Source organism: Rhodobacter aestuarii (genome assembly GCF_900156655.1).
GTDB classification, from domain to species: domain Bacteria; phylum Pseudomonadota; class Alphaproteobacteria; order Rhodobacterales; family Rhodobacteraceae; genus Rhodobacter; species Rhodobacter aestuarii.
In genome coordinates this window covers 1-20,286 of sequence record NZ_FTOG01000017.1, presented here as the reverse complement: position 1 = coordinate 20,286, position 20,286 = coordinate 1, and the positions used below count along the sequence as shown (strand labels likewise).

Genomic DNA, 20,286 nt, shown 5'->3' with positions numbered 1-20,286 from the left:
TGCGTGAAGATCTGCTCAACGGAGCCGGTCCATCGCTTCTGGGCGCCCGAGGTCGTATGACCCCGCCTCGGGCTTGCTCGCTACTTGCGACACCGGGTCTGGTGCCGATCCCCCGCTTCGAGCTTTCGGGCTGCGGTTGGCCTATGGGATGCCCCGTGGCAGGCCATTTCTGTGTCGAGCGCCACCGTCTGAACCGTCCAAACGACACAGGTTCAAAACTGCTCAGACGCCTTCGTCGTCCTCCTCGATCGGGTTCCAGTCGTCGGCTTCCTCGGGCGCTGGCGGACGGTAAAGCTCGGCCACCATGCGCTGCATGATTTCCAGTTGCTTAACCGAGGGCTGCCAATTCTTACGGCGGGATTGTTTGGCGATGCTCAGAGCAAATCCGCGAGCCCAGCCGTCTTGAGCGTGCCTGATAACGCTCGGCCAACTCCACAGCAGTTCTTCGAGACAGGGCGTGATCTGACTTTGAATGGTCATTGCACGGCCCTCGCCTTAACTTGGGCAAGGAAGGCGCGTCGGTCCTCAGGATCAAAGCCCTGCCAGAGCGCCCAGAACAGGCGTTTGCGCGCAGACTTGGCGAGCGCGAGACCGCGCAGACGATCGAGCCCTGCGGCGACATAGGCGGCCAACTCGTGAATCGGGGCGCAGTCAGCCCAAATCATTGCTTCACCCGAGGTCATGCCGAAAGGATGACTTACGGACGGGCCTTGGGTGCTCAGGCTGTCGAGAAAGCCCGCGCAGATCTGCGCAGCGTCCTCGGGGTGGCAATGGTCGAGCGCGAACCAGACGGCTCTTGCCCACTCAGCTCGAAGCCGGTATTCTTTGGTCTTGAAGATAGATGCTTCGAATTCTGCCCCGGTTGCGCCCGCCAGCGCGCCGGGGTTTTCATTTTTCAGAGTATCCGAACGAACCGTTTTCGGCGGTATCTGTGGCGCACCACAGATATTGAGCGGGATTGATGCGCCGCGCGCTAGGCGCAAGTCATTGGTTTTTTTGGTGACCCCGGCAGGATTTGAACCTGCAACCTGCCCCTTAGGAGGGGGCTGCTCTATCCAGTTGAGCCACGGGGCCACGTTAAACCAAGATAGCGCTTTATTGCGGCGATATGTCTATGAACGCAAGCCTCCTGAGTGCCGTCTCATGTTCAATTCACCGCAGCGATGTCGCTTGATTCAAGTGACGCCGGCAACCTAAGGTTGCGCGCGAGGCGGTTGCTATCAGGTGTGCGGCCTCCAATTCATTACCCTACCCGTCCTCACAGCTACCTTGAAAAAAGGAAAGAAAGTGATGGCTCCTTCCACTCCGGCCGACGCACGCGATAGCGGGATAGATTTCCTGAAGGGTGTTTTGATCGTGCTGATGATTTATGGGCACGTCGGGCACATTGGGACCCTGCGAGATATCCAGCTTGAACTCGTCGGCTGGATCTATTCTTTCCACATGCCCGCATTCCTAGTTGTTTCCGGGTTCTTCTTCTTTGATCGGGTCAAAGGGAAAGCGATCACCACTCCGCTGCTGCGTCGGCTTATTGTGCCTTACATGGTCTTTGAACCACTCTATCTTTTAGGGCTGCTGATCTCTGCCCGCATTGGCCTGCCAACAAGCAACGAAGCCGCCTCGGATGCGAGAAGTTTCATCTTCAGTGTGTTCGTCCAGCCGATCGGTGCGTTTTGGTTCGTACATGCACTGATCGTGATCCAGCTTAGCTTCGCGGTGTCGCGTGCAGCGTCTCGCAAATTATTCGAAGATGATCGGATCGTCTGGTTCGGAGCCGTGTTGCTTTTGGGGGGTGCCGTTCAACTTGGTATTGTTCGGCAATCCGCGCCCGCGTTTTTCCTGATTGGCCTAACAATTGCAGCTCTAAAACAAGATGTTAAGCAGAACATCTGGCTGTCCATCCTCGCTATCGCGACGTGTTTGATTCTGAACCATTCAGGTCTAAAAGAGTTCTCCTTCCTTCAGATCGCATGGGTTCTGGGCATCATTGGCGTGTTCACAAACCTCGCAGCGATTTTGCCAAATATGATCGTTCGCCTCTTTGCGTTCATCGGCAGAAACACACTGATCTTGCTGATTACCCACGCCTTCTTTGTTGTCGCAATGAAACCTCTCGCTGCGCGCTTCCTCGGGATTGATCCCACAGGACTTCTGTTCACGCTCACCACAGTGTCGCTTGCCTGTATCGGCGGCGTGGCAAGTTCGCGCGCCCTAGATGCGCTGCGCCTCTCTTCCGCCCTGTTTGGAACCAAACGGCTCTATGCGCCGTTTTGAAGGTCATTGCCTGACAAAATTCCGATCTTGCGCCATACGGGAATGCATCACGAGATATTTTGAGGAAGTAGTTGGGGGAGCGCATTGGCCCACGGCTCCCCCGTCTTACACTCCGTGACGCGCTTGTTTCCGGGCGCTGCTTCGGAGGTTTTATAGACACCGCGCTGTGGTGTCGCAATTGTTAGCGATAACGTAGACCCCATGGCACTCTTGCGCAAGCGAAAGTTTTGGCGCTATCAGAAGGGATTGTCTTTGAAAGGAACTCTCTTGAGCCGTTCGCCCAACGACACCCGCCGCCCCCTGACCCTGCGCGATGTTTCCGAAGCCTCGGGCGTCTCGGAAATGACTGTGAGCCGGGTGCTGCGCAACCGGGGCGATGTCTCAGAAGCCACGCGAGAAAAGGTGCTCGAAGCCGCGCGCACGCTTGGCTATGTGCCCAACAAAATCGCCGGCGCGCTGGCCTCGCAGCGGGTGAACCTTGTGGGTGTGATTATTCCCTCGCTCTCGAACCTTGTGTTTCCCGAAGTTCTCTCGGGCATTTCTGCCGTTTTGGAAGACACCGGGCTGCAACCCGTGGTGGGCGTGACCGATTATTCGCCCGAAAAAGAAGAACGGGTTCTTTATGAAATGCTGTCTTGGCGGCCCTCTGGCGTGATCATTGCCGGGCTGGAGCATTCCGCAGGCTCGCGGGCGATGCTCGAAAATGCGGGCGTGCCGGTGGTTGAGATCATGGATGTCGACGGGCCGGGTGTGGATGCCGTGGTAGGCATTTCGCACCGCCGCGCCGGGCGGCAGATGGCCGAGGCCATTGTGGCTGCGGGCTATCGCAAGATCGGCTTCCTTGGCACCAAAATGCCCGAGGATCATCGTGCCCGCAAACGGCTTGAAGGCTTCAACGAGGGGCTGGCGCAAGCGGGGATCACGCTGACCGATACCGAGTTTTATTCGGGCGGCTCTGCGCTGCTTAAAGGCCGCGAAATGACCGAGGCCATGCTCGCGCGCACCCCGGACATCGATTTCCTCTATTACTCGAACGATATGATCGGGGCGGGCGGGCTGATTTACTGCCTCGAAAAGGGCCTTGATGTGCCGGGCCAACTTGGCTTGGCCGGGTTTAACGGGGTGGAACTTTTGGCAGGGCTGCCGCGCCAATTGGCAACGATGGATGCCTGCCGCCGCGAGATTGGCTCCAAAGCCGCCGAGATCGTGGCCGCGCGCGCGGCAAACCCCGGACCGGGGGGCGAGATCATCGAATTGGAACCGGTGATCCAGCGCGGGGACACCATTCGCTAAGCGGGTCTTCCCCGAAGCTTAGTGCTTTGCACCCCAGCTAAAGGACACATGCTGGCGGGTATAAAACTCGCCCATCAGGCCAATCGCCAAGAAAGCAATGCCCACATAAACGGGGTATTGCCAGCTTGAAAAGTGCGGATTGTAGTTGATGAAGGCAAAGCCCCGCGCTTGGTCAATGGTGTGAAAAAGCGGGTTCCAGTCAAACAAGACCAGCATCTTATGCGGCAGCAGGTTCGCCACGAACATCTTGCCCGAGGCAATCATATTGGCCCGCGCATAAACGCTTTGGATCAAGGAGACCAAGCTTGGGTTCCATGGCTTCATCGCCAAGAACACCATGCCCAGCGCCACCCCGGTGAACCATGACAGGATCACCATCGCCATGGCGCCAACCCAGTTGTAAATCTCGATCGGGCCCATTGTTGCGTGGTAGAGGTAAAGCACCACGAACATCGACAGCAATTGGATGTAAAGCGCGCCCAAGGCCGCCGCAGAGATCGACACCGCCGTGGTCATCGGGGCGTGTTTCATCATCGCCGAGGCAGAGCCTTCGGAGCCGAAAACCGCGCCCATCGCTTTGGTATGGGTCAGGAACAGAAAAATCCCCGACATGATGTAAAGCAGGAAGTCGCCACGGATCGTATTGCCGCGCAGGCCCAGAACGTTGAACATGACGTAGAAGGTGATGACGAGCACCACCGTTTGCATGATGTTCTGGATGAGCCCCCAAATCGCATGCCGTTGCGTTTTGCGAATGGAACGCACGGTGGCATGATAGATCAGCTCCAGAATACTGAAGCCTGAACCAAGGGTACTTTTGCTGCGTTCTGCTCTGAACATGACTCCGCCGCGCTGGCCGACCGGGATTTTTGCACTGAAAACTTGCCGTTCCCTTGACGGCACACCATAAAGTCTGCGCTATCGCATGGCAATCTGGCCGAACTTGGGCCGAATGGAGGGAAAAATGGATTTCGACCGCCTTGTGACCGTCATGCGCCGCCTTGCGCTCGAGGCCGGGGACCGGATCATGGAGATCTACAACGCCCCCGATTTCGAGGTGAAGACGAAATCGGATGCCTCGCCCGTGACCGAAGCCGATGAAGCCGCCGATGCGCTGATTTCCGCCGGTCTGGCTGAGGCCTTCCCGCAAATGGCGCTTGTGACGGAAGAACAAGCCGCCTCGCATGGGCAGAGTGTCTCTACCTTCCTGATCGTCGACCCGCTTGATGGCACAAAAGAATTCGTGCAGCGCCGCGGCGATTTCACAGTGAATATCGCCTATGTCGAAAATGGCGTGCCTCTGCGCGGTGTGGTTTATGCGCCCGCCAAAGGGCGGCTGTTCTATACGCTCGCCGATGGGCGCTCGGTGGAAGAACAAGGGCCAGAGTTCGACAAAGAAACCATCGGCACGCAACATCCGATTTCGGTCTCGATGCCCGATAATCGCGCCTTGATGGTCGTGGCCTCGAAATCGCACCGTGATCAGGCGACCGATGATTACATCGCGCAATATGCGGTGAAAGACATGACCTCGGCTGGCTCCTCGCTCAAGTTTTGCTTGGTTGCCACGGGCGAGGCCGATCTTTATCCGCGCCTTGGCCGCACGATGGAATGGGACACGGCGGCGGGTGATGCCGTCTTGCGCGGTGCCGGTGGCGAGGTCGTCCGGTTTGATGACCACAGCCCCTTCACCTACGGCAAGGAAGGCTTTGCCAACCCGTTCTTCATCGCCTTTGCCCCCGGCGTCTTGTTGGCGAAGTGATGTCTGTTCTTATTGTGATCCCCGCGCGTTACGCCTCAACGCGCTATCCTGCCAAGCCGCTCGTGCATTTGCGCGGCGCCGATGGAACCTCTAAAACGCTGATCCAGCGCAGTTGGGAAGCAGCAATGGCGGTTTCAGGCGTGGACCGCGTTGTCGTGGCCACCGATGACGAACGCATTGAGGCGGAAGCCAACAGCTTTGGCGCCGAAGTGGTGATGACCTCCGATCATTGCGCCAACGGCACCGAGCGCGTGGCCGAGGCGCTGGCGAGCCTTGGCGGCGGCTATGACATTGTTGTGAACTTGCAAGGGGATGCCCCCCTGACGCCCGCTTGGTTCATTGAGGATCTGCTCGCCGGGTTGCGCGCCAACCCTTGGGCCGAACTCGCGACCCCGGTGCTGCGCTGCGAAGGCGCGATGCTGGAAAGCCTGCGCGAAGATCGCCGCCATGATCGGGTGGGCGGCACGACCGCTGTCTTTGGCACAGACAATCGTGGGCTCTATTTTTCCAAGGAAGTGATCCCCTTTACCTCCCGACCCTATAGCGCACAGGAACCGACGCCGGTGTTTCACCACGTGGGGGTTTACGCCTATCGGCCTGAGACGCTCGCCGCCTATCCGAACTGGCCGGTTGGCCCGCTTGAAACGCTCGAAGGGCTGGAACAACTGCGGTTTTTGGAAAACGGGCGCGCTGTTCTTTGCGTCGAAGTCGAATCGCGCGGGCGGCAGTTTTGGGAGTTGAACAACCCCTCGGACGTGCCACGGATTGAATCCATGATGGCGGAAATGGGCCTCGCGTAACCCAATGCGCCAAAGAACGTCACCTTGGTGTCGTATTTGTTTCACTTAACCTTTCGTATACCACACGCTTGAGGAATGACCCAAAAAGAGACAGTATGCGTGGAGTGCACAAGGATTTCGCACTCATAGCTTCTAACAGCAAAGGTGATGTATGAAACGCAAGGTAACGAAGGCGATCTTTCCAGTTGCAGGCCTCGGAACCCGCTTTCTCCCCGCCACCAAGTCGATCCCGAAAGAGATTTTGACGCTGGTTGACCGCCCGCTGATCCAATACGCCATCGACGAAGCCCGCGCCGCCGGGATCAAGGAATTTATCTTTGTGACCTCGCGCGGAAAATCCGCGCTTGAGGATTATTTCGATGATGCGCCCGAGTTGGAAACCTCGCTGCGCAAGAAGGGCAAGACGGAGCTTCTGGAAGCTCTCAAAACCACCAATATGGACTCTGGGGCCATCGCCTATGTGCGCCAGAACCGGCCTATGGGCCTGGGCCATGCGGTCTGGTGTGCGCGCCGCCTGATTGGCAACGAGAGCTTCGCGGTGATCTTGACCGATGACGTGATCGCCGCCGAAAAGCCCTGCTTGGAGCAGATGATGGAAGCGCATTCGGAAACCGGCGGCAATATCGTTGCCGCGATGGAAGTTCCGCATGACAAAACCTCGTCCTACGGGGTTCTGGATATTTCCGAAGACATGGGCTCTCTGGTGCGCGTAAAGGGCATGGTTGAGAAACCCGCCCCGGATGTGGCGCCGTCGAACCTCGCCGTGATCGGCCGTTACATCCTGACGCCGAAGGTGATGCAGAACCTCAACAAGAAGAAAGAGGGCGCGGGCGGCGAGATTCAGCTGACCGATGCGATCGCCGAAGAGATCGACAATGGCAACCCGGTCTACGGCTTCCGTTTCCGCGGGCAACGCTATGACTGCGGCTCGAAAGCGGGCTTCTTGCAAGCCACCGTCGCCTTTGGCCTTGCGCGCCCCGATCTGCGTGACGAGTTCACGGACTTCTTGGGCGACATGATGGCGATGCGGGACGCCGCGGAATAATCATGTCGAAAAACGTCCTTGTCACCGGGGGGGCCGGTTATATCGGCTCCCACGCATGTAAAGCCTTGCGCGATGCAGGCTATACACCCGTCACCTATGATAGCTTTGTTACCGGCTGGCGCGAGGCCGTGAAATTCGGCCCGCTGGAAGAAGGCGACCTGATGGATCGCGACCGCCTTGATGCGGTTTTTGCCCGTTGGGAGCCGATTGCCGTGATGCATTTCGCAGCGCTTAGCCTTGTGGGCGAGTCGATGCGCAATCCGGGGCTATATTGGCGCCATAATGTGCTCTCGTCGCTGAGCCTGATTGAGGCTGCCTGCGCGGCGGGCTGTCAGAATTTCGTCTTCTCGTCGACCTGCGCGACCTATGGCGATCAAGATGGTGTGGTGCTCAATGAAACCACGCCGCAGCACCCGATCAATGCCTATGGTGGCTCGAAACGCGCGATTGAAGACATGCTGCGTGATTTCGGCGCGAGCCACGGCCTCAATTCGGTGATCTTCCGCTATTTCAACGTGGCAGGGGCCGACCCGGAGGCCGAGGTGGGCGAATTCCACCAGCCAGAAACGCACCTGATCCCGCTGATGCTTGATGCGATTGACGGGCGCCGCCCCGCGCTGACGGTGTTTGGCTCGGACTACCCGACCGCCGATGGCACCTGCATCCGCGATTATGTCCATGTTTGCGATCTGGTCGATGCCCATGTGCTTGGCCTCAAATGGCTGGAAGCGGGCAAAGGCTCGGATGTGTTCTGCCTTGGCTCGGGCAAGGGGTTCTCAGTCCGCGAAGTGATCGCGCAATCGCAAGCGGTGACCAATCGCGAAGTGCCGATCATTGAAGGTGACCGTCGCCCCGGCGATGCCGCCGTTCTGGTGTCTGGCTCCACCAAAGCAGAGCGTGATCTGGGCTGGACCCCGAAGCGCAGCAACCTGACCACGATGATTGCCGATGCTTGGCGCTGGCATCAAAACGGGCATTACGACAGCTGAGCCATTCTTTGAGCCCAGTGCCTCTTTCGTAGGCTAGGCACTGGCCTCGCCCCCCGAAATATGAATACTTGCCCCGCAAGAGGGGGCGGGGATGGGTGCATTCTCAAAGCTGCGGGCGCGCTATCGGCTGCGGTTGAAACGGCGAAGGTTGCTGTGGCGTGCATTGCGCGCGCGTCACGCATTGCGTCGTGTGGAGAACCGCACCGCGATCCTGAAACCTGAGGACATCCTGCTATTTGCCACGATGCGCAACGAGGCGCTGCGGCTCCCCTATTTTTTGCAGCATTACCGTGCACTTGGGGTCGCCCATTTCCTCATTGTTGTGAACGACAGCAGCGATGGCACGCTGGAGCTTCTGCGACACGCGCCGGATGTGTCCGTCTGGTCGACGCAAGCAAGCTATCGCGCCTCGCGCTTTGGGATGGATTGGATCAGTTGGCTTTTGCTCCATTACGGCAAGCGCCATTGGTGCCTGACGGTCGATGCGGATGAATTGCTGGTCTACCCCGGATGCGAAACCCAAAAGCTGCAACAGCTAACCGCATGGCTGGAGGCGCAGGGCGCAAACAGTTTTGGCGCGCTGATGCTGGATCTTTATCCGCCTGGGCCGCTTTCAACCGCGCATTCAGACCCGGGCGATGATCCGACCAAGGCTTTGCCGCTTTATGATGCGCAGGGCTACACTTGGGAACAGCAGGCGCGATTTGGCAATATCTCGATCCGAGGCGGGCCGCGCAAACGCTGCTTCTTCACCGACAGACCAGAGCTTGCGCCTCATCTGCACAAAATCCCGCTGGTGAAATGGAATTGGCGCTATGCCTATGTCAGTTCCACCCATGTCGCGCTTCCGCGGCGGCTAAACCGGGCCTTTGATGCGCGGCTAAACTTGCCCACCGGGGTTCTATTGCACACAAAATTTCTGGAAGGCGCCCCCGAACGCGCCAAATCTGAGCAGTTGCGCGGCGAGCATTTCACCCATTGCAAGGATTATGATGCCTATTACGCCGGGGTCGCCGCAGACCCCGATCTTAGCACGGCGGAATCATGCAGCTATCGCGGGCCGCAAGGGTTGGTAGAAGATGGGCTGATGACACCGGGCGCATGGAAGGCATGACGGGTTTCAGAGGAGTTTACCGACCTAGAAACTCCGCGTATGTTAAGTATGACAAGTCATTGAACATTAGAGGTCTTGTCGCGTTCAGAGCAGGGGATCACAGCACAAGATGTGGACCGTTTAACCGACCGGAAATCAATTTCGGCGACAACGCGATTAAGGTCTAAAGGAGCAGGCGTTGAAAATCAGAGAGCTCATCAGGCTGCGGCGCAAGCGCCGTTTCCGCCAGATACGCGCGTTTCGCAAACGCCGCGAGCTTTCGGTCGTCGCCGATCGCACTGTGCAGATCAAATCTTCCGATGTTTTGATCTTTTGCACGCTGCGCAATGAACGCATCCGCCTGCCGTATTTTCTGCGCTATTATCGTGACCTTGGGGTGAAGCATTTCATCTTCGTCGATAATGGCAGCGAGGATGGCTCGCGCGAGTATTTGGCCGGCCAAGAGGATTGCTCTGTCTGGGTCAGCTATGGCTCGTATAAATCCGCAAATTTCGGGATGGATTGGCTCAACCACCTGTTGCGCCGTCATGGCACCGGGCATTGGGTGCTGGTGGTCGACCCCGATGAATTCTTTGTCTACCCGTTTTGCGATACCCGCCCGATCGACGCGCTGACCGATTGGCTGGATACTTATGACATCCGCTCGTTCCCGGCGATGCTGGTGGATATGTATCCCAAAGGGCCAGTGGATGCGGTGCCCTATCGGGAAGGGCAAAACCCGTTTGAAATTGCATCGTGGTTTGATGCCGGCAATTACATGATCTCACGCAACAACGCGATGCGGAACCTGTGGATTCAAGGCGGGCCACGCGCGCGGACCTTCTTTGCCGATGATCCAATCTCGGCCCCGGCGCTCAACAAGATCCCGCTGGTGAAATGGCAGCGCGGCTATGTCTTTGCCTCGTCGACGCATATGATCCTGCCGCGCGGGCTGAACATGGTCTATGATGCTTGGGGTGGGGAAAAACCATCAGGGTGTTTGTTGCACGCAAAGTTCCTGTCGCCGTTGACCGAGAAGGTTAGCGAAGAGATGGAACGGCGCGAGCATTATGCCAGTTCGCGCGAGTATCAGGCCTATAACGAGCGGCTGAGCAACCAGCCCGATCTGTGGACCAAATGGTCTGAGCGGTACATCAACTGGCGCCAGCTTGAGATTCTCGGGCTGATGTCAAAAGGCAATTGGGCGTAAGGGGCGCGGGGTGACAGTCGGCTTCATCATGATGTGCCACACCGCCTTTGATCGGGCGGCGCAGGTGGCACGCTACTGGGGGTCGCATGGCGCCCCGGTGGTGATTCATGTCGATGCGCGCGTCTCTCAGCACGATTACGCCGCCCTTGGCCGCAGCTTGGCAGACCTGAGCAATGTCTCTTTCTCCAAGCGGCAAAAATGCGAATGGGGCACATGGTCTTTGGTCGCCGCCGCGCAAGCCGGGGCCGAGCAAATGCTGGATCGCCACCCCGAGGTGCAGCACGTCTTTTTGGCCTCTGGCTCTTGCCTGCCGCTGCGCCCGGTAGATGAGCTGAACGACTATCTGGCCGCGCGCCCACAGACAGATTTCATCGAAAGCGTCACCACCGCCGAGGTGGGCTGGACGGTGGGCGGCATTGATATGGAACGCTTCACGCTGCGCTTCCCGTTTTCATGGAAAAAACAGCGCAGGCTGTTTGACCGCTACGTCCGGCTACAACGGCGTTTGGGCGTGAAGCGGCGCATTCCCGGCGGGATTGTGCCGCATCTGGGCAGCCAATGGTGGTGCCTAAGCCGCCGCACGCTCAGCGCCATTTTGCAAGACCCGGACCGCCCCACCTATGACCGCTATTTCTCGCGGGTCTGGATTCCGGATGAAAGCTACTTCCAATCGCTCGCGCGGCTCTATTCGAGCAATATCGAAAGCCGCTCGCTGACGCTGTCGAAGTTCGACTATCAGGGCAAGCCGCATATCTTTTACGATGACCATCTGCAGCTTTTGCGGCGCTCAGATTGCTTTGTGGCGCGCAAAATTTGGCCCAAGGCCGACAAGCTCTACGCAAACTTCCTGTCGGAACGCCCGGCGGAAAGCATTGCAGAGCCGAACCCCTCCAAAATTGACCGGCTTTTTTCCAAGGCGGTGGAGCGGCGCACCAAGGGCCGCCCCGGTCTTTACATGCAAAGCCGCTTCCCCCGGCAAGACCATGAAAATGGCAAAACCTCGGCGCATTACTCCATTTTCCAAGGGTTTTCGGACCTGTTCGAGAACTTTGAAGGCTGGCTTGCTAAATATGTTGGCGCACGGGTGCATGGGCATTTGTTCGGGCCGGAGCGCGCCGAATTTGCGGGTCGCGAGCCGATGTTTAACGGCTGCATCCCTGACAGTGCGACCTTGCGCGATTATAACCCCCGCGCCTTCCTGACAAACCTGATCTGGAACGGGCGCGGCGAGCGGCAGTGCTTCATGTTCAGCCCTCGCGACACACAAGACATCAACTGGTTCACCGCCACCGATCCAAATGCGCAGATCTCGGTCATTTCGGGCGCATGGGCGGTGCCGCTTTTTCATTCCAACATGAATTTCTTGGAAATCCGGCGCGAGGCGGCGCGGCTGCAGCAGATTGAGGTCGATCATCTGAACATCCTGCGCTCGATGTATGTCAAAGCGCGGGTGCGGATTTGGAACATGGCGGAATTCATCGAAAACCCGATGGAGCCGCTGCAGACGATCATTGATGAAATCAGCCCGCGCGCGACGCGGCGGCTGACAGAGGCGCCGCAGATGGTGGACCTCACGGGTTTTGGTCAATTCCTGCAAAACCTGCGCAATCAGGGTATGCAGCCGCGCTTGATGGGCGATTTCCCGGTCTATGGCGATCTGCTGACACAACCCCCGCGGCGTGGCCGCCCCTATCTGGTGAAGTGACGCATGAGCCGTTTCAACAGCTTCGTGGTGTTTGCCGAAATGCGCACCGGCTCCAACCTCTTGGAAGCTGCGCTGAACGAATTGGCGGGTGTGCATTGCCACGGCGAGGCCTTCAACCCCGCCCTGATCGGCTATCCCAACAAGACAGAGCTCTTGGGCATTTCCCGTGCCGCACGTGATGCGGACCCGATGGCCTTGTGGAAACGCATCTGCGAGACCGAAGGCCTGAATGGTTGCCGCTTCTTTCATGACCACGATCCGCGCGTCTTGGATGCGATGATCAATGATCCGCGCTGCGCCAAAATCGTGCTCACGCGCAATCCGGCGGAAAGCTATGTTAGCCTGAAAATTGCCCGCGCCACGAACCAGTGGAAACTGGGCGATGCGAAGCACCGCAAAGAGGCGCTTGCCCAATTCGATGCGGCAGAGTTTGAGGCACATCTGGAAGGGTTGCAGGGCTTTCAGGTGGCGCTAATGCATGCGCTGCAAACCACTGGGCAAAGTGCGTTCTACATCGACTACGAAGATGCTCAGGATGTAGCGGTGCTGAACGGTCTTGCAAAATGGCTCGGTGTCGAGGCGCGGCTAAGCGCCCTACCCTCAAGCCTTGTGGTGCAAAACCCTGCCGCGCTTGAGGAAAAAGTCGCCAATTTCCCGGCGATGGAAAGTTCGCTTGCGCGGCTGGATCGGTTCAACCTGTCGCGCACCCCGAATTTTGAGCCCCGGCGCGGGCCGAATGTGCCCAACCTTGTGGCCTGCGGTGCGGGGCTTTTATATATGCCACTGCGTCCCGCGCTGGATGCGCCAATCCGCGATTGGATGGCGAAGCTTGGTGGACTGGAGGAAGGCTTTTCGCAAAAGACCTTGCGACAGTGGAAACGCAAGCACATCGGCCATCGCAGCTTCACCGTGGTGCGCCACCCGCTGCTGCGCGCCCATCTGGCCTTTGCTGCATTGCAGGCTTGGGACAATTTTGCCGAGACTCGTGCCGTGCTGCGCCAAAGCTACAAGCTGCCGCTGGCGCCCGAGGGGAAGACCCTGCCCGCCGCAGAGTGGGCAGGGGGGCTACAAGCCTTCTTCGCTTGGCTGAAAACGAACCTGAACGCGCAAACCAGCCTGCCGGTGCAGCCGCTATGGGCCACGCAGTCGGCAAGCCTGCAGGGCTTTGCGCAATTCGCCCTGCCCGATCTGATTGCCCGCGAAGATCGGCTGTCTGAAGACCTTGGCCTTTTGGCGCAGATGGTGGGTGTTGAGGCCCCGGATTTTGGCGCACCCGAGGGCGATACTGCCCCGGTGAAGCTGGCCGAGATCTGGACCCCTGCGCTGGAGCAAGCCGCCGCCGATACCTATTCGCGCGACTACATGCAGTTTGGCTTTGGTCCGTGGAAGAAAAAGGCGGCTGATTAAGCCGCCTGAGTGCCTTGCGCCGCCGTCAGCACCGCATGCAGCGCTGCCGGATCCGAGTTCGCCCGCAGCTTGGTGCAGGTTTCCGTGTTGCGCAGAGTGCGCGACACAAGCGCCAAAGCTTTAAGATGCTCTACACCCGAATCTTTGGGCGCAAAAAGCGCAAACACCAGATCGACCGGCAAGCGATCCACCGCATCAAAGTCGAGCGGCTTTTCGAGCTTGAGGAACACGCCCACCACATCGGTCAGCCCGTGCAGCCGCGCATGCGGCAGGGCCACGCCATGCCCAACGCCGGTAGGACCAAGCGTTTCACGTTCTTGCAAAGCATCAATCGTTTGGGTCGCATCCAGCCCGTAGGCTGAATGCGCGATATCTGCGAGATCCTGGAACAGGCGCTTCTTGCTCGTGGTATTGGCCAAAACTTTGACCGCTGCCGGTTTGAGCAGGGTGGAAAGATCCATCTGTCCTTTTTCTGCGCCCATCAGACGCTCACTTGCTGTTGCGCGGGTCGATCCAGCCGACATTGCCGTCTTCACGGCGATAGACGACGTTGACCCCGCCATGTTTCTCATTGCGGAACACGAGCAGCGGTTTATGCGACAGTTCCATTTGCATGACCGCTTCGCCCACCGAGATCGTGGGGACCTTGGTCTCCATCTCGGCAACGATCACGGGTGCAAGGCTATCGGTATCCGACTCGTCTTCTTCCGCGGCGAGCACATACAACCCGGCGTCCCCGAATTCAACCGGAGAGACACGGTCGCGATGGTGGTCTTTCAGGCGACGTTTGTGACGACGCAGCTGTTTGTCCATTTTTTCGCGGCACGCTTCGAAAGCGGCGTAAACATCCCCGGCCCGGCCTGCGGCCGAAGCGGTCAGCCCGGTGGACAGGTGCACAGTCGTTTCGCAGACATACTCATGCGCGGCGCGCGAAAAGACGACGGTCGCATCGGTCGGCCGCTGCATGTATTTGTCGACCGTTTCTGCCAGTTCGGTCTTCACATGTGTCTGCAGGGCTTCGCCAACGTCGAGCTGTTTTCCGCTGATCTGGTAACGCATGGCTTCTCCTTCACTTTATTGTCCCGATCCTGGGCTCTCATGCCAAGGTTGCGGGTTGGTTAAACTTTTTTCGAAAACTGGGGAGGTCTGGTTCACAAGCCCAACTGAGCCGAAAACGTGCGGCGCGACAACTGGGGCATAAGGACCGTGGTTACGCATGGGTTCATTTGGGAACGGAACGGCGCCGCTGTCAATGACTTGGCGCAAACTGTTCGCTCCTGCACATTACTGGATGCGAAAATTTTCCCCGAGGTACACACGCCGTACATTCTCATCTTTAACCACTTCCTCGGTCCGGCCAGACATCAGCACATGGCCATCATGCAAAATATAAGCGCGATCGACAATTTCGAGCGTTTCGCGCACGTTGTGATCGGTGATCAACACCCCGATACCGCGTTCCTTCAGATGCGCGACCAGCGCGCGAATCTCACCCACGGCAATCGGATCAACGCCCGCAAAGGGCTCATCCAGCAAAAGATATTTCGGATCGGCAGCCAAGCAGCGGGCAATCTCCACCCGGCGTCGCTCGCCCCCCGAAAGCGCAAGCGCCGGCGCTTGGCGCAGATGGGCGATGGCAAAATCACCCAATAGTTCTTCGAGCCGTTCGCGGCGGCGGTGCACCTCATCCACGGCAATTTCCAAAACGGCCATGATGTTTTGCTCCACCGTCAGCCCACGAAAAATCGAGGCTTCTTGCGGCAAATAGCCAATGCCAAGCCGCGCACGGCGATACATCGGCATAGAGGTGGCATCGACCCCGTCGATCTGCACTTGCCCTGCATCGGGCGAGACGAGCCCTGCGATGGCATAGAAACAGGTGGTCTTGCCGGAGCCGTTCGGGCCCAACAGCGCCACCACCTCGCCCCGATCGAGCGTCAAAGACACATCGCGCAGCACCAACCGCTTACGGTAGCTTTTGCGCAGGCTGACCACGCTCAGCCCCGATGGGCTGCTTTCGGCCGGGCTTGCCATATCTTTCATGGGGTCTGATCCGGTTGCAACACCGTGCGCACCCGGCCCTGCATCTGTCCGGTTCCGGTTTTCAGATCGACATCAAGGCGCTGCCCAGAGAGAACATTATCGCCTTGGGTCAAAAGCACATCGCCCGTCATCACCACAGAACCCGCCGCCACATTGTAAACCGCATCGCGCGATTCGGCGGCTTCGCTGGCGGTGACCAAAGTCACCCCACCCGAGGCTTGCAGCTCAGAGATGCTTTTCTTCTCGGCCGAGCCATATTCGACCTGCACCCGCGCCGCTGAAAGCCGCAAAGGGCCTTGGATGATCACCACATTGCCGGTGAAAATCGCGTTGCCATCGGTCTGGTTCACATCAAGGCTATCAGCCGTGACCTCGACCGGCTCAGAGGTATCGGTGCGCAGACCGGCAAAGGCCACCTGCTGCGCTTGAACGGCCCCTGCGGTCAGGGAAAAGAAAATCAGAGCGGAAAAAATCTGGGGCAGACGGCGCATCGAAACCTCACTTCTCCGGCTGGTATATCAGCTTCACGCCGCCTTTGAAGTGCAGATCGTAAGGCGAACTTGGATCACTGCGCCCCATCTGCATCGACCCGGCCTCCAGCGTGCCAAAAGGGCCCTCTCCGCGCACGGCGCCGGGCGCATTCAATATGCCACGGTCGGTAGCCATATCCACCGCCTCGGTGGCCATGCGATACCCCGACGAGGTTTGTACCGCGACCCCCTCTGACAGGCTGATCTGCCCGGCTTGCGGATCAAGCACCCCAGCCGCCGCCGTCAAATCGGTCACCGCACCATCGGCACCTTCCAATTTGGCGATCACATCACTGGCCGAAGCACCATTGCCATTTGGGTCTGGCGTCGCAGTCGTCGCCCGGACGGTGAGCGCGGCGCCCTCTTCCGTCATGCCAGAATATTCCGGCGTGGTCAGCCGTGGTTCGGCCACCAGCGCATCCACATCGACCTTGGCGTAGATCGAAGCCGTGGTCGGATCGACCTTGCCGGAAAATAGAAAAAGAGTCGAAAGCAGCACCAATGCCAAGAGCGGCAGGGCCACCTTGGCCCATTGCACCAGCATCGAATGGCGGCTTTCGCGAACCATCACGCCACCCCAGCGCGCAAACAGTCATGAATGTGCAAAATGCCAACGGGGCGCCCCGCCTCCACCGCGAAAAGACAGGTGATCTTGCGGTCATTCATCGCGGCCACCGCCGCCTCGGCCAGCGCTTGCGGATCAATCGTGCGCGGGTTGCGAGTCATCACCTCCGCAGCGGTGTGAGACAGAAGCCCCTCCATATGCCGCCGCAGGTCACCATCGGTGACAATGCCAGAAAGCTGACCTGCCGTATCGGTCACGCCAACAACCCCAAAGCCCTTTTGCGAAATGATCAAAAGCGCCTCGGGCATCGGTGTGTCTTCGGCCACCAGCGGCATATCGCGGTGCATCAAATCCGCCACTTTCGACAGTTTTGCCCCAAGCTTGCCGCCCGGATGGAAGGTCCGGAAATGCTCCGGCGTGAACTGCCGATGCTCCATCAGCGCCACGGCCAAAGCATCGCCCAGCGCCAAAGTCATGGTGGTCGATGTCGTGGGCACCACCCCCGTGCCGCAGGCCTCTTCGGCTTTGGGCAGCACCAGCGCCACATCTGCTTGCCGCAAAAGCGTCGATTCCGGGCGCGAGGCGACCCCAATGAGCGGGATGGAAAAGCGCCGCGTATGCGCGATCAGGTCGGCCAATTCCGGCGTTTCACCAGAGTTGGACAGCACCAGCGCCACATCCGCCTCGGTCACCATACCAAGGTCGCCGTGGCTCGCCTCTGCCGGATGCACGAATTGCGCGGGCGTGCCCGTGCTTGCCAGCGTCGCCGCAATCTTGCGCGCGATATGGCCCGACTTGCCCATGCCAGAGACGATCACCCGGCCCCGCGCTTGCAAGATCATCTCGACAGCAGCAGCAAAAGCGCCGTCGAGACTTTCCGCCAGAGCGATCAGCCCGGCCACCTCAATCTCAATCACGCGGCGGGCGGTATTGGCGTAATCAGTGGTGGAAGATGTCATTCGGCTCATCCCAACCCATCAGGTCGAGTTGCCCGCGCGCGGGCAGGAAATCAAAACAAGCCCGAGCCAAATCCATGCGCCCCTCACGGTGCAGCCGCTCCACCAAAACGGATTTGAGTTGGTGCAGGTAAAGCACGTCAGAAGCCGCATAATCGAGCTGCGCCGCCGTTAGCTCCGGCGCGCCCCAGTCAGATGTCTGCTGCTGTTTGGAGATATCGACGCCCACCAGATCTTGCAGCAGATATTTCAACCCGTGGCGATCAGTGAAGGTGCGCACCATTTTGGACGCAATCTTGGTGCAAAACACCGGCGCGGTCACAACCCCAAAGGCATTGTAAAGCGCCGCCACATCAAAGCGGGCGAAATGGAAAAGCTTCTCCACTTTCGGGTCGGCCAACATCGCACACAGACGCGGGGCTTCGGTTTGCCCTTTCGCGATCTGCACCAGATGCGCGTCGCCATCACCAGAAGACATCTGCACAAGGCAAAGTCGGTCGCGGCGCGGGTCCAACCCCATGGTTTCGGTATCGATTGCGACCACTGGGCCCAGATCAAGGCCTTCGGGAAGATCGTTTTGATGCAGATGGACAGTCACCGGCAGCCCTTTCACAAGTGTTGCATAGGTATAAGCGCTTTGCGCGGGCTTTGCCACCGCCCCGCCATTACAAGAAATGGCGATTTTGCCGCGCCACACCAAGGCCGCGCTAGATCGCCTTCGCCAAACCCGCTTTCGCGCGCTTTCTTTCCCAAAGCACACGCTCGGTGCGCAACACCAGCCTCAGCCAAGGCGAAGCGACCTCGCGATACACCATATCAAGAGAACCTCCCATTCCCGCACGCAGCATCTTGTGCTGAGCACGCGAAGCAAGGAAAGAAACCGCACCCGGCACATCGCGCAAGGCGCCAGCATTTCGCTGCAACACTTTCACATAGCACTCCGCATAAGAACGGTCAGCGCCGCTATTCGTCAGCCGCTGAATTGTCCCGACACGATTCAAGATCGTTCCCGGCAGTTCTTCATACCAAGGCTGATGCCCAGCGGCGACAAGGCGACAGCAAAGATCCGTATCTTCATCAAGCCGCAAATCTGGGCAAAAACCGCCAACGTCCAAGCAAAGATCTCGTTTGACCCAAAATCCGTTACTGGTGCCCGCCGTATTGCGCTTAAACGGGACAGAACGCTGAATTTGCCCCTGACGGCGCTTTTTGCGCGGCGCGAGCTCAGGGGCAGCATCGAAGCTATTGCGCGTGAAATGCCGACTAAAGCCCCAGCTTGCACGCCCGGCTTTGGCGACAGCCATCACCCTTGCCGGATAGTCGGCGACCATATCGTCGTCGTCGTCAAGAAACAGGATCACCTGCCCGCGCGCCGCCGCAATCCCACAATTGCGCGCAGCCGAAGCCCCATGCGGCCCGGGGTTATCGACAAGCCTCAAGCGCGGTTCCTCGACGAATGAAAACAGCGATTCTGCTGCACCCGGATCATTATCGGCCACGACGACCACCTCGCCCGTGGCGCCGCAGGCTGCTAGCGCGCCTTCGACAGCACGCGGCAACAGCGTCGGACGACGATGTGTCGGAATGACGATGGTGAAATCCGGTAGGGTCTTCATAAGTCTCAAAATTCCAGTGTGTCGTAGCGTCAAGCCAGGCGTCTCTGCCTCATAATTGATCACAGTCTTAACGCAAGCACCGTTATTAAGCGGGCGCGCTCTGAACTCAGCACGCGCTTCCAACACGACAGATATCGCACGGCCCGGCCCGGACGCTTCGCATTTGAGACAGCCCCGCGTGCAGTGGTGCTGATATTAGAGCAAGGTCTTGCGCGGCACCATCGCGCCTAAATACGCGGGATGTGCAGTATATAGAGAAGCGGCATTAAGCAGTAACGGTCCGCTTGGGCGTTTTTGTGCACTGCAACACAGGCGACCAGATCCGCATAAAAGCAAAAAACTCTCCTAGGTGCGCATCTTCAGGCCCACTAAAGTGAACCGTGAAAGCTGCAACCTACGAGAGTGTTTGCATATTTACCCTTGGTAGGGGGTAAATGGTGCCCAGAAGAGGCTGACGGCACCATACCGCCGAACACATAACATACTGACAAACAACGACATAAAATTCCCGCCATCCCTCAGCGTGGACCTTATGCGAGCTTCCTTGTGGACCTGCGCAGGGCGCGCGGTCAAGGCGGAAGTGCGCGCTCGTTGCAGCCTTGAAGACAGAAACGCGACGGCGAATTGACAATGACCGTGCCACCGACACAGAAGAAAATAACTCTCCTCGACTTTAACCGATTGGCCGTGGCCTCGAAGGCAAGCCGCCACAGATTTTGTGCGTTGGGCGCTCTGCAACAACGAGTTTGCGGTTGTACGACCCCGCCATCACATCACCTATAGATCACATCAATGACGTGGTTTGGTCGCGCTGGCGGCCTCTGCTGCCCCGGCCTCATTCATGTCATCGGCCAGCCCTTTGCCGCCGTCGCATCGCCACAGGTAGCCCTAGCTGCGAGCTGAGGACCACTGATCAGCCCCGCTAGAGCAGCTTGGCCTGTCTGCCTGTGCCGCTCCTGGGTCAGCCTATGCGCGCTGATGGAGCGTTGCTGACGCCC

General features: G+C 58.7%; 21 protein-coding genes and 1 tRNA gene. 10 read left to right on the top strand and 12 right to left on the bottom strand.

Annotated features, from left to right (window positions below):
* Positions 1-222: 222 nt before the first annotated feature.
* The 3 genes from BW967_RS17685 to BW967_RS17675 all read right to left on the bottom strand — a co-directional run bounded on the left by BW967_RS17685 (position 223) and on the right by BW967_RS17675 (position 1,074).
* Positions 223-480 carry a hypothetical protein gene (locus BW967_RS17685; RefSeq protein WP_083952312.1) on the bottom strand — a complete coding sequence of 86 codons (258 nt, stop codon included), beginning with the start codon at positions 478-480 and terminating at the stop codon, positions 223-225.
* The gene (locus tag BW967_RS17680; protein ID WP_076486421.1) at positions 477-983 is read right to left on the bottom strand and encodes a hypothetical protein; all 507 of its coding nucleotides are present in this window, start codon (positions 981-983) and stop codon (positions 477-479) included. The genes BW967_RS17685 and BW967_RS17680 overlap by 4 nt, the downstream gene beginning before the upstream one ends.
* Before the next feature lie 14 nt (positions 984-997).
* Positions 998-1,074: transfer RNA gene (locus tag BW967_RS17675), tRNA-Arg, on the bottom strand.
* Between the two features lie 216 nt (positions 1,075-1,290).
* Between BW967_RS17675 and BW967_RS17670 the strand changes: the two genes are divergently transcribed.
* Together BW967_RS17670 and BW967_RS17665 are read left to right on the top strand one after the other, a co-directional pair.
* Positions 1,291-2,274 carry an acyltransferase family protein gene (locus BW967_RS17670; protein WP_076486420.1) on the top strand — a complete coding sequence of 328 codons (984 nt, stop codon included), beginning with the start codon at positions 1,291-1,293 and terminating at the stop codon, positions 2,272-2,274.
* 267 nt (positions 2,275-2,541) lie between these two features.
* Positions 2,542-3,567 carry a LacI family DNA-binding transcriptional regulator gene (locus tag BW967_RS17665; RefSeq protein WP_076486419.1) on the top strand — a complete coding sequence of 342 codons (1,026 nt, stop codon included), beginning with the start codon at positions 2,542-2,544 and terminating at the stop codon, positions 3,565-3,567.
* An 18-nt stretch (positions 3,568-3,585) separates the two neighbouring features.
* On the opposite strand, the gene BW967_RS17660 is transcribed toward BW967_RS17665, so the two are convergent.
* A complete protein-coding gene (locus BW967_RS17660; RefSeq protein ID WP_076486418.1) occupies positions 3,586-4,407 on the bottom strand; it encodes an ABC transporter permease in 822 nt (273 codons plus the stop codon).
* Positions 4,408-4,531: 124 nt separating this feature from the next.
* Between BW967_RS17660 and cysQ the strand changes: the two genes are divergently transcribed.
* The 8 genes from cysQ (at position 4,532) to BW967_RS17620 (ending at position 13,578) form a co-directional block, all read left to right on the top strand.
* The gene (gene cysQ / locus BW967_RS17655) at positions 4,532-5,329 is read left to right on the top strand and encodes a 3'(2'),5'-bisphosphate nucleotidase CysQ (RefSeq protein WP_076486417.1); all 798 of its coding nucleotides are present in this window, start codon (positions 4,532-4,534) and stop codon (positions 5,327-5,329) included.
* Positions 5,329-6,129 (top strand): 3-deoxy-manno-octulosonate cytidylyltransferase family protein, encoded by an 801-nt coding sequence (locus tag BW967_RS17650; RefSeq protein ID WP_076486416.1) that lies wholly within the window; start codon positions 5,329-5,331, stop codon positions 6,127-6,129. The genes cysQ and BW967_RS17650 overlap by 1 nt, the downstream gene beginning before the upstream one ends.
* A gap of 151 nt (positions 6,130-6,280) precedes the next feature.
* A complete protein-coding gene (gene galU, locus BW967_RS17645; RefSeq protein WP_076486415.1) occupies positions 6,281-7,174 on the top strand; it encodes a UTP--glucose-1-phosphate uridylyltransferase GalU in 894 nt (297 codons plus the stop codon).
* Positions 7,175-7,176: 2 nt separating this feature from the next.
* A complete protein-coding gene (gene galE / locus BW967_RS17640) occupies positions 7,177-8,163 on the top strand; it encodes a UDP-glucose 4-epimerase GalE (protein WP_076486414.1) in 987 nt (328 codons plus the stop codon).
* 91 nt (positions 8,164-8,254) lie between these two features.
* Positions 8,255-9,277 carry a glycosyltransferase family 2 protein gene (locus tag BW967_RS17635; RefSeq protein WP_076486413.1) on the top strand — a complete coding sequence of 341 codons (1,023 nt, stop codon included), beginning with the start codon at positions 8,255-8,257 and terminating at the stop codon, positions 9,275-9,277.
* A 178-nt stretch (positions 9,278-9,455) separates the two neighbouring features.
* Positions 9,456-10,466, top strand: coding sequence for a glycosyltransferase family 2 protein (locus tag BW967_RS17630; protein ID WP_076486412.1), 1,011 nt, complete (start codon positions 9,456-9,458; stop codon positions 10,464-10,466).
* Positions 10,467-10,476: 10 nt separating this feature from the next.
* Positions 10,477-12,171, top strand: coding sequence for a DUF5927 domain-containing protein (locus tag BW967_RS17625; RefSeq protein WP_076486411.1), 1,695 nt, complete (start codon positions 10,477-10,479; stop codon positions 12,169-12,171).
* Positions 12,172-12,174: 3 nt separating this feature from the next.
* Complete coding sequence (locus BW967_RS17620; RefSeq protein WP_076486410.1) at positions 12,175-13,578, top strand: nodulation protein NodH; 1,404 nt, start codon at positions 12,175-12,177, stop codon at positions 13,576-13,578.
* On the opposite strand, the gene BW967_RS17615 is transcribed toward BW967_RS17620, so the two are convergent.
* The 8 genes from BW967_RS17615 to BW967_RS17580 form a co-directional block, all read right to left on the bottom strand.
* Complete coding sequence (locus tag BW967_RS17615) at positions 13,575-14,039, bottom strand: PTS sugar transporter subunit IIA (protein ID WP_076486409.1); 465 nt, start codon at positions 14,037-14,039, stop codon at positions 13,575-13,577. The genes BW967_RS17620 and BW967_RS17615 overlap by 4 nt on opposite strands.
* 28 nt (positions 14,040-14,067) lie before the next feature.
* On the bottom strand, positions 14,068-14,637 hold the full coding sequence (gene hpf / locus BW967_RS17610; RefSeq protein ID WP_076486408.1) for a ribosome hibernation-promoting factor, HPF/YfiA family: 570 nt from the start codon (positions 14,635-14,637) through the stop codon (positions 14,068-14,070).
* Positions 14,638-14,862: 225 nt separating this feature from the next.
* Positions 14,863-15,621, bottom strand: a complete 759-nt coding sequence (gene lptB / locus BW967_RS17605) for an LPS export ABC transporter ATP-binding protein (RefSeq protein ID WP_097082098.1) — start codon at positions 15,619-15,621, stop codon at positions 14,863-14,865.
* Positions 15,618-16,112, bottom strand: a complete 495-nt coding sequence (gene lptA / locus BW967_RS17600) for a lipopolysaccharide transport periplasmic protein LptA (RefSeq protein WP_076486407.1) — start codon at positions 16,110-16,112, stop codon at positions 15,618-15,620. Before lptA ends, lptB begins: the two co-directional genes overlap by 4 nt.
* A gap of 7 nt (positions 16,113-16,119) precedes the next feature.
* The gene (locus tag BW967_RS17595) at positions 16,120-16,719 is read right to left on the bottom strand and encodes a hypothetical protein (protein WP_076486406.1); all 600 of its coding nucleotides are present in this window, start codon (positions 16,717-16,719) and stop codon (positions 16,120-16,122) included.
* A complete protein-coding gene (locus BW967_RS17590; protein WP_076486405.1) occupies positions 16,719-17,675 on the bottom strand; it encodes a KpsF/GutQ family sugar-phosphate isomerase in 957 nt (318 codons plus the stop codon). Before BW967_RS17590 ends, BW967_RS17595 begins: the two co-directional genes overlap by 1 nt.
* Positions 17,656-18,270: a ribonuclease D gene (locus BW967_RS17585; RefSeq protein WP_076486438.1), complete on the bottom strand. Its 615-nt coding sequence runs from the start codon at positions 18,268-18,270 to the stop codon at positions 17,656-17,658. Before BW967_RS17585 ends, BW967_RS17590 begins: the two co-directional genes overlap by 20 nt.
* 109 nt (positions 18,271-18,379) lie before the next feature.
* A complete protein-coding gene (locus tag BW967_RS17580) occupies positions 18,380-19,288 on the bottom strand; it encodes a glycosyltransferase family 2 protein (protein ID WP_076486404.1) in 909 nt (302 codons plus the stop codon).
* Positions 19,289-20,286 lie beyond the last annotated feature (998 nt).

Excerpts from the sequence above, each read along its gene's own strand:
- BW967_RS17635 (WP_076486413.1), top strand. The coding sequence starts at position 8,255 with ATGGGTGCATTCTCAAAGCTGCGGGCGCGCTATCGGCTGCGGTTGAAA.
- lptB (WP_097082098.1), bottom strand. The coding sequence starts at position 15,621 with ATGAAAGATATGGCAAGCCCGGCCGAAAGCAGCCCATCGGGGCTGAGC.
- BW967_RS17685 (WP_083952312.1), bottom strand. The coding sequence starts at position 480 with ATGACCATTCAAAGTCAGATCACGCCCTGTCTCGAAGAACTGCTGTGG.
- cysQ (WP_076486417.1), top strand. The coding sequence starts at position 4,532 with ATGGATTTCGACCGCCTTGTGACCGTCATGCGCCGCCTTGCGCTCGAG.
- BW967_RS17670 (WP_076486420.1), top strand. The coding sequence starts at position 1,291 with ATGGCTCCTTCCACTCCGGCCGACGCACGCGATAGCGGGATAGATTTC.
- BW967_RS17580 (WP_076486404.1), bottom strand. The coding sequence starts at position 19,288 with ATGAAGACCCTACCGGATTTCACCATCGTCATTCCGACACATCGTCGT.
- galE (WP_076486414.1), top strand. The coding sequence starts at position 7,177 with ATGTCGAAAAACGTCCTTGTCACCGGGGGGGCCGGTTATATCGGCTCC.
- hpf (WP_076486408.1), bottom strand. The coding sequence starts at position 14,637 with ATGCGTTACCAGATCAGCGGAAAACAGCTCGACGTTGGCGAAGCCCTG.
- BW967_RS17615 (WP_076486409.1), bottom strand. The coding sequence starts at position 14,039 with ATGGATCTTTCCACCCTGCTCAAACCGGCAGCGGTCAAAGTTTTGGCC.
- BW967_RS17620 (WP_076486410.1), top strand. The coding sequence starts at position 12,175 with ATGAGCCGTTTCAACAGCTTCGTGGTGTTTGCCGAAATGCGCACCGGC.
- BW967_RS17660 (WP_076486418.1), bottom strand. The coding sequence starts at position 4,407 with ATGTTCAGAGCAGAACGCAGCAAAAGTACCCTTGGTTCAGGCTTCAGT.
- BW967_RS17650 (WP_076486416.1), top strand. The coding sequence starts at position 5,329 with ATGTCTGTTCTTATTGTGATCCCCGCGCGTTACGCCTCAACGCGCTAT.
- BW967_RS17595 (WP_076486406.1), bottom strand. The coding sequence starts at position 16,719 with ATGGTTCGCGAAAGCCGCCATTCGATGCTGGTGCAATGGGCCAAGGTG.
- galU (WP_076486415.1), top strand. The coding sequence starts at position 6,281 with ATGAAACGCAAGGTAACGAAGGCGATCTTTCCAGTTGCAGGCCTCGGA.
- BW967_RS17590 (WP_076486405.1), bottom strand. The coding sequence starts at position 17,675 with ATGACATCTTCCACCACTGATTACGCCAATACCGCCCGCCGCGTGATT.
- lptA (WP_076486407.1), bottom strand. The coding sequence starts at position 16,112 with ATGCGCCGTCTGCCCCAGATTTTTTCCGCTCTGATTTTCTTTTCCCTG.